Source organism: Candidatus Chloroploca mongolica, assembly GCF_004762035.2.
In the GTDB taxonomy this organism is placed as follows: domain Bacteria; phylum Chloroflexota; class Chloroflexia; order Chloroflexales; family Chloroflexaceae; genus Chloroploca; species Chloroploca mongolica.
On the sequence record NZ_SIJK02000106.1, the window covers coordinates 1 to 8,325 of the forward strand.

At 61.5% G+C, this 8,325-nt stretch carries 7 protein-coding genes; 4 read left to right on the forward strand and 3 right to left on the reverse strand.

Annotated features, from left to right (window positions below):
* Window positions 1-423: 423 nt before the first annotated feature.
* Genes EYB53_RS24360 through EYB53_RS24370 form a run of 3 tightly spaced genes read right to left on the reverse strand, consistent with a single transcriptional unit; the run spans window position 424 to window position 2,658 of the window.
* On the reverse strand, window positions 424-1,395 hold the full coding sequence (locus tag EYB53_RS24360; RefSeq protein WP_135482052.1) for a hypothetical protein: 972 nt from the start codon (window positions 1,393-1,395) through the stop codon (window positions 424-426).
* Window positions 1,392-2,078, reverse strand: coding sequence for a hypothetical protein (locus EYB53_RS24365; RefSeq protein ID WP_097654046.1), 687 nt, complete (start codon window positions 2,076-2,078; stop codon window positions 1,392-1,394). The genes EYB53_RS24360 and EYB53_RS24365 overlap by 4 nt, the downstream gene beginning before the upstream one ends.
* A gap of 28 nt (window positions 2,079-2,106) precedes the next feature.
* Window positions 2,107-2,658: a hypothetical protein gene (locus tag EYB53_RS24370; protein ID WP_135482054.1), complete on the reverse strand. Its 552-nt coding sequence runs from the start codon at window positions 2,656-2,658 to the stop codon at window positions 2,107-2,109.
* Window positions 2,659-3,075: 417 nt separating this feature from the next.
* On the opposite strand from EYB53_RS24370, the gene EYB53_RS24375 reads away from it, so the two are divergent.
* The 4 genes from EYB53_RS24375 (at window position 3,076) to cls (ending at window position 8,169) form a co-directional block, all read left to right on the forward strand.
* Entirely contained in the window at window positions 3,076-3,723 is a 648-nt protein-coding gene (locus EYB53_RS24375; protein ID WP_135482056.1) for a 2Fe-2S iron-sulfur cluster-binding protein, read from the forward strand.
* On the forward strand, window positions 3,716-5,341 hold the full coding sequence (locus EYB53_RS24380) for an FAD-dependent oxidoreductase (protein WP_135482058.1): 1,626 nt from the start codon (window positions 3,716-3,718) through the stop codon (window positions 5,339-5,341). The genes EYB53_RS24375 and EYB53_RS24380 overlap by 8 nt, the downstream gene beginning before the upstream one ends.
* 36 nt (window positions 5,342-5,377) lie before the next feature.
* Entirely contained in the window at window positions 5,378-6,622 is a 1,245-nt protein-coding gene (locus tag EYB53_RS24385; protein ID WP_135482061.1) for a complex I 51 kDa subunit family protein, read from the forward strand.
* Window positions 6,623-6,708: 86 nt separating this feature from the next.
* Window positions 6,709-8,169 (forward strand): cardiolipin synthase, encoded by a 1,461-nt coding sequence (gene cls, locus EYB53_RS24390; RefSeq protein WP_135482063.1) that lies wholly within the window; start codon window positions 6,709-6,711, stop codon window positions 8,167-8,169.
* Window positions 8,170-8,325: the final 156 nt, after the last annotated feature.

Consider the following 8,325-nt stretch of genomic DNA (forward strand, 5'->3'; position numbering starts at 1 on the left):
AATGACAGAGCTGGCGTTGGCAGCCCGCTGCGCTTGCCGTGGCACCTTGCTGCGCTTGCCGTGGCACCTTGCTGCGCCCGCCTTGTCACCCCGAGCGCAGCGAGGGGTCTTCCGTGCGCCGCAGGGCAGATTCCTCACTCCGCTCCGCTCCGTTCGGAATGACAGAGCTGGCGTTGGCAGCCCGCTGCGCTTGCCGTGGCACCTTGCTGCGCTTGCCGTGGCACCTTGCTGCGCCCGCCTTGTCACCCCGAGCGCAGCGAGGGGTCTTCCGTGCGCCGCAGGGAAGATTCCTCACTCCGCTCCGCTCCGTTCGGAATGACAGAGGACACGCTGGAAGCCGACTGAAGTCGGCACTCCGGTTTGCCTGATGTAATGTTTAAAAACCATCCAGCCCGCAAAACCCATGCGGGCTTCCAGCCTGCGCTACCGTTGTACGCGCTTATGCCCGAGCAGCCCTTCGCTGCGCAGCGCATCAAGAATGGCATCCATTGTTGTCTCGGCGTAGGTCTTGCCCTCAGGCGTCCTGACTTCCCAGCTGAAATAGTTATCCTTGCCGTTGTGGCTAAAGGGGCCGAGCTCGGTGAAGGTAATCTTGCCCTGGGTCATGGCTCGGTTCCATACCGACTGCTTGAAGACCGGCCAGCGGCCCGCATAAAGCTTGCCTCCCATGGCCTGGATGGGGTCGTTCGAGCCATAGAAATGGTAGAGGTGGGTCACGCTGACCAGCCCCGGGTCGTCAGCCATAACCCCGCCGATCGAGATAACCCGGATTGGTGCCCTGAGCATGCCGTTGAGGAAGGCCGTTGCCCCGAGGGAAATCTGGCCTCCGCCGCTCCAGCCGATCAGGGTCACGGGGATGCCACTGCCCAACTGGTAGCCGTGACGTTGCAGTGACTCGACGATCGCGTTGGCGATACCGAGATTGTAGATCGGGCCATAGCGGGGGTCAGCCGAAACAGCCACCTGGAGCACATTGCGCAGGTTGATCAGATTGCCAAGCGCTACCGAGGGGTTCTTGAAGCGTAGTTGCTCGATGTACTTCCACATCCGGCTGAAGAAGCGTTCGTTGGTAAGGCCAGCGCCCACGACGTTGTAGGGAAAGACATCGCGCACCAGGAAGCTGTCGCTGAGCCGTCGTTCAAACTCGGCGAGCCACTTGATCTCCTCGTCGGGTACCGAGTCGGCGGTAATGGCCCCAATCCCCGAGAGGTAGACGAGGTAGTGGGGGGCTGACTGGGTGGTACGTTCAGGCGCGACCTGAGGCGTCTTGTTGAGACGTACCGGAACCGTCTCTTCACCGAACCAGCCGGCCCACCAACCCAGGGCCGTGATCGGGGCCATCGCCGCAGAGATCAAGAGCAGGGCTATAGCCCCGAAAAAGAGCATTGAAATCATAGCTTCCGCTCACTTGCCGAAGGTTCGCTTTCAGTCTCGCTCGCAAAGGCGGTCAGGATATCACGAGTCGTGGCGTCAAGCTTGCTGCCAACAACACGTTTGAAGATGGCGTTGCGTAGAGCCACGATCGGGCGTCCGATGGTGGCCGTCATGATCATCATCAGCAACCAACCTGCACCGACGACGATGGCTCCTTGCCAGAAGTTGAAGCCGTACGTGAAGTTGACGACACTGATGACAATCAGCAGACTCCAGACCCACAGGACGCGACCGATGAAGACGCCGGCGTACGGGATGAGAACCAGGAAGCCGAACACAAAAGGTGCCGCACCGAGGGTCACAATGCGCAACACGGTCAGGTAACTTGCTTCGCTGCCAAACAGGAAGCGCCCGCTAAGCCAGATCGTCGTGCCCCAGATCAGAATGCCGATAAAATAGGTCAGGCCGCCAAGCAGGAGACTGAAGGCAAAACGTCCGGGCTTGACCCGGTTGACAAAGAGGATCACGCTCTGGCCGATAAGCTGAGAGATGCCACCGACGAGCGCGATCCCCAGGGTGAGCAACCCCGACCGGGGGAGATTCTGAACGCCAGCAAAGACCTGCTCGTTCAGCAGCATGGCCTGGATGATCACCCGCCAGAGATTAGAGAGATAATCAAGTACTCCCTGGAAAAATCCGATCATAGAACCTCCAACCTCCACGCCTTTTTCTCTAACGACGTGTCGAGCTCCAGTAAGCTGAGACAGGCCCACTGTTTGCTTCGGCCTCGACGAGCGCCGCGCGCACGAGTTCCTGGTCTTGCTCGAGCGTTTCGACCATGTCTGAACTGATCATACCGCCCCGAATCTCGGTCGCCTTCGGTGTAAGGCGTACTTCAATCGCGGGCCAGTCGTTGGGAAGCGCGGCGATCAGCAATACCGAGCTATCGGGGGCGAGTTTTGCGGCGCGGGCCTTCAGGTCAGCGTTGGGGAACCCGGAGTCGCCGATCTTCGCGGCCAGGCCACCCATGGCCGCCCCGACCGCCACCGGGATGAGCAGTGCGCCAGCGAACAGGCCGAGGCCAGCGGCGATGACGCCTCCAATCGCTGCGCCTTTGCCCCCGCCCATATCTTTCAGTTCCTTGACGTGTACCTTGCCGTTGACGTCAGCCTGAAGCGTCGCCGCCGTAAGCAGGAACAGGCCCTCGCTGGTCAGTTCCTTCAGGGCCGCCTCGGCCCCATCCGCAGTCGCAAAAAAGGCCCCAGCCAGATAGACAGTGCTCATCGGATCTCCCTTTCATCTGGTTACGCTTGTTACGCTAGGTTTAAGTCCAATACCTTGCAAAGAAGGCGATTGTTTTGACGCAAAGGCGCAAAGGCGCAAAGTTTTTAGCGTACGTGAGCGAACCCTTCGCGCCTTCGCGCCTTCGCGTGAGCTTATTTGAAAAGTATTGAGTTTAAGTCTACGGGGATCGCCTCGTTAGCGTCAACATCAGGGCTACGTATCCAGACCGACCGAAAGTAGAAGGGTAACTTGCCAGGAGCGGAAGGTTCCATCTGATTCGGCTGCCCGCTTTGGTAAGGCAAATTCACCATTCCTGATGATGTTCGCCGTACTTACGCGCCTTACACTTGATGTGAGAGATGGGAGCGCATCCGCGGCTGTGTTTTGGGCCTCGGCGCTTGTGTGAGGGAGACTGTATTGAATGATGCACCAGTAACCCTTGTTGTGGATGGTCGTACAATCACGGCCCCTTCTGGACGCTCTGTCATCGAGGCTGTCTGGGCTGCCGGCCAGACGCTTGTTGAGCATGTAGGCTGCCTGGGCCAGGGGGTGTGCGGTTCGTGCCGGGCTATGGTGCGCCGCGACGGATCACCTGAAGTGGGCTTCGTGCTTGCTTGTGAGACCCTCATTGAGCCGGGGATGCAGGTCAGTTTCGTGCGCGCGCTTGCCCCGCGCCGCGAGCGCCCGTATCAGGTTGACCAGTTCCAGGATTTGTGGCGTGTCGGTACGCAGGTGCGCACCGCTTTTCCCGAAGCGGCCCTTTGCCGCCACTGTGGTGGCTGTGACGCGGTCTGTCCCCGCAAGCTGGACGTTCAGGCAGGTGTCGGTGCGGTAGTAGACGGACGGCTCCACGAGGCGAGTGCTATCTTCGAGGCCTGTGTGATGTGCAATCTCTGCACGGCGGCCTGCCCCGAGCAGATAACCCCCAATCATGTGGGGTTGTTTGCCCGTCGGCTTACGGCGACCCTGCTCAGCCGTCCCGCCAATCTTATGCGGCGCCTCGAGCAGCTTGAGCGTGGCGATCTGCGGGTTGAGATCGGTGCCGAGGAGCATGTGTATGGCTGATTTCCACCCCTACGATGAGGCTCTCGCACGTTACCGTGCGGGCGGCCATCGCCCCCGACCACTGCCAGAAGGCGTACTTGAACCGGTGGATCTGCTGCGTGAGTTCCACCCTGACTATCACGAAGAGGCTCAGGCCAGGCTTGCTGTCGGGCCGAATCGTGGCGAGCGCTGCCAGGCTCAGGTGGCCGATCTGCTTCAGAGCAACGGCCTGGTTGATGAGATCGACCTTGCCGGTGCCCCTGTTCGCGACACGGATGTGGTGATTGTCGGCGGCGGCGGTGCCGGCTGCGCGGCGGCTCTTGCCGCGGCTGAACAGGGTGCCAGGGTGACGCTGCTCACCAAGTTGCAACTCGGTGACAGCAATACCGTGATGGCCGAAGGTGGCATGCAGGCATCTGTAGGCGCGGATGATACGCCGCAGCTTCACTATGATGATACGCTACAGGCTGGGCAGTACGTTGCCGAGCGTGCGCTTGTCGCTCAGATGGTGATGGACGGCCCTGGTATTGTGCGTTGGCTGATCCAGTTGGGCATGCAGTTCGACCAGGCAGGCAGCAGCCCGTTCGGCGACCTGCTGCTCAAGCGTCCTGGCGGAGGATCGGCCCCGCGCATTCTCTCCTTCCGCGACTACACGGGCCTCGAGTTGATGCGCGTGCTGCGCGAGGCGGTGAGCCATACGCCCGGCATCGAGGTGACGCCCCAGAGCCCTGTGGTTGAGTTGCTGAGCGACGAGCGGGGCCAGTGTGCCGGTGTGGTTGCCTACAGCATTGCTTACCGCCGGCTGTTTCTCATTCGGGCGCAGGCGGTCATTCTCGCCACAGGCGGGATCGGGCGGATCCACCTGGCGGGCTTTCCGACCTCGAATCATTTTGGGGCCACCGGCGACGGATTGGCCCTGGCGTACCGGCTCGGGGCGCGGCTGCGCGAGCTCGACTCATACCAATTTCATCCGACAGGCCTGGCCTACCCGCGCCACCTTGTCGGCGGCCTGGTCTCTGAGGCCGCCCGCTCGGCGGGGGCCACGCTGCTCAACGGGTTTGGCGAGCGTTTTGTGGATGAGTTGCAAACCCGTGACGTGGTAGCAGCAGCGATCATCCGGGAATGCCGTGAAGGGCGCGGGATCATGCGCGACGGGCAGGTGGGCGTCTTGCTCGACACACCGGGGCTAGAGGCCGCCTCGCCTGGCACGCTAGCGCGCTTCGGTGGCCTGCGCCACCTGGCCGCACGCTGCGGCCACGATCCCGCCGAAACACCCTTTCTGGTCTACCCAACCCTGCATTATCAGAACGGCGGCATTGCGATCGCTGGCGACGGCGCAACCAATGTCCCCGGACTCTTCTGCGCAGGCGAGGTAACGGGCGGTATCCACGGGCGCAACCGCCTGATGGGCAACTCGCTGCTCGACATCCTGAGCTTTGGGCAGCGAGCCGGGGCAGCGGCGGCCGTGCTGCGCAGCAGCTTGCCCCGGCGCAAGGTGGGCATCGGCCACCTGGCCGACTGGCAACGCGAACTGACTCTCGCCGGCCTCTCGCTAACACGGCGCTCGCCACGGCTTTTTCCCGACTATGCCAACTTCGAGCTGCGAGCGCATGTGGGGGCGAAACGTGAAGCGTCATGAACCTTGCACCGTTTCCCAGGCTATAATGGAGCACCTATGAGCTCACTCAACCAGGTGCTGCGGCACCCCAAGACGCTGGTTGGTACCGATCTTGATGCGTGGTTTGCGAATGGCGGCGGCGTGGGCCTGGCAAACGCCCTCGGCGATCCGAGCGCCATCCTGCCCACGCTAGAGGCTGCCGGATTGCGGGGCATGGGCGGGGCTGGCTTCCCGATCTTTCGCAAGTGGGGCTTCATGCTGCCCTCGCCCCGTGACGGAGGCGACCGCTATTTTGTCGTCAATGGCAATGAAGACGAACCAGGCACGTTCAAGGATCGGGCCTTGCTTGCCGAGAGCCCGCACCAGGTGATCGAGGGTGCGCTGATCGCCGCGCTTGCGCTCGACGTCAACCAGATCGTGCTCTACCTCAACCCCGGGGCCACCGACGCCCTTGCCGCCGCCGAGACCGCGATCAGCCAATGGCACCCGCATCTTGATGAAGTTGCCGCAACCATCGGCCAGAGGATTGCGCTGCGGGTCGTCTGCTCGTCGGGCCTCTACATCGGCGGCGAGGAGACCGCAGTCATCGCTACGGTAGAGGGCGGTTTCCCCTTTCCACGCCAGAAGCCGCCTTTCCCGGCCCAGAGCGGGGTACATGGCCGACCGACCACGATCAACAATGTCGAGACCGTGGCCCATGTGACCCACATCCTGCGCCACGGGGCCGAGTGGTACCGCAACCTGGGCCTCGGCGAGGCGGTGGGCACCAAGCTCTACTCGCTCAGTGGCGACGTGTTGCGCCCGGGTCTCTATGAATTGCCAATGGGCACAACGCTGCGCGAGCTGGTCTTTACCCACGGGGGCGGGATGCTTCAGGGCAAAGCGTTCAAGGCCGTCTTTACCGGCGGCCCCTCGAATACGATCCTTACAGCCGAAGATCTGGACGCGCCGCTCGACTGGGACTCGCTGCGGGCGTACCGCTCACGCCTGGGTACCGGGGCGATGATCGTGATCTCAGAGGGGGCGAGCATCGTGCGCCGGGTGGCCGACTACGTCGAATTCTTCGCCGATGGCTCGTGCGGTCAATGCCCGCCCTGCAAGATTGGTACGCGTGAACTGGCCGGGGTATTGCGCACCATTGACGCGGGGCGTGGAACGCAGGCCGATCTGGCTCATATCGAGCATATGTGTGGGTTGCTCCCTGGGAGCGGGCGCTGCGCTCTGGTGGATGGTGCTATTACGGTGGTGGACAGCGCACTCGCCAAGTTGCGCGATGAGTTCGAGCGCCTGCTGGTTGATTGACGGCGGCTTGTTGCTCCCCCTCCCCAGCCCTCCCCCGCTGGGGGAGGGAGCCGGATTCCATTATTATTTAATAAGGCAAGCAATCTGTGAATCCAACATTATGGTCTCTTGCAGGCGGTGCCCTGCATATCCTGATCGTGCTCGTTGCTTTTTTTGTTGTCCCGGTCAACCGTAAGCCCTCATCGGCCACGGCCTGGCTTTTGCTGATCACGATTGCGCCGCTTATCGGTGTCGTGATCTTCCTGCTCATCGGTAGCCCCAAGCTGACCCCACGGCGGCGTCAGCTCCAGCATCAGATGAGCGGACTGATCGCTCAGGCCATTGAGCAAGCCTCGGGCGATCGTGCGACGGCGGCTCTGCTCAAGCCCGCTGTTCCCGCAGTTGCCATGCCCCACACGGCGCTGGCCCAGAAGCTTGGTGGTATGCCGGCCTTTGCGGGCAATGGGGTTGAATTGCTGCCGACTTACAATGCCATCATCGAGCGTATGGCGCAGGAGATCGACGGGGCGCAACGGTATGCCCACATCGAATTTTACATCATTGCCCGTGACACAACGACCGAGGTCTTCTTTGCCGCGATGGAACGTGCGGTCAAACGCGGGGTCAAGGTGCGCCTGCTGCTCGATCAGATTGGCTCACGCAAGTACCCTGGTCGCAAGGAGATGGAGCAGCACCTGACGGCAATTGGGGTTGCTTGGCACTACATGTTGCCAGTCGGCAAACCTGGCGAGTGGCTGCGCTTCGATCTCCGCAACCACCGCAAGATTCTGGTCGTGGATGGCGAGGCAGGCTATACCGGTTCGCTCAATGTGATCGACCGTACCTACCACCGCAAGGATGAGCTCTACTACGACGAGCTGTGTGTCCGGGTTGTTGGGCCGGTGGTTATTCAACTCGAGGCGGCCTTCGTGACCGACTGGTACGCCGAGACAGGCGAGTTGCTTGATCCGCGCAAGTATCCAGAGTTGCAACGCACGGGCTGGCATGCTCAGGGCACTGCGCTCTGCCAGGTATTGCCCAGTGGCCCCGGCTTCGATGACGAGAACAATCTGCGCCTCTTTACCGGGCTGATCAACGCAGCCCAGCGGCGGCTCGTGATCGTCAACCCCTACTTTGTGCCCGACGACGCACTGATGCTGGCAGTTACCAGCGCAGCGCTACGCGGGGTAAAGGTCACGCTGATCAACTCTGAGGCCGTCGATCAACTCTTCGTGGCGAGTGCCCAGAAATCCTATTACGAGCAGTTGCTCCGCGCTGGCGTTGAGGTGCTCCAGTACAAGTTGCCGATCCTGCTGCACTCCAAGACCATCGCCGTCGATGACCAGATCGCGATGATCGGGTCGAGCAACCTTGACATTCGCTCGTTCACCTTGAACTTGGAGGTCTCGCTGGTTGTGTACGACACAGCCGTGGTCGCCGAGCTATCCAAGATCTTTGATACCTATATTGCCCGCTCGAAGCGGGTAGAACTGCAAACCTGGAAGAGTCGGCCCGCAACTCAGCGCCTGATCGAGAACGTTGCCCGGCTCACTGCCGCGCTGCAGTAGGCTGGTGATTTGACGCAAAGGCGCAAAGGGTAAAGTTTCCTGCTCTGCTGGAGTGCCGACTTTAGCCGGCTCATGAATATTCAATCGTTCATCGGGGCTATGGTAGTGCCGACTTCAACGCTTGGTGTGAGATCAGATGATCTACCAATCAATCAA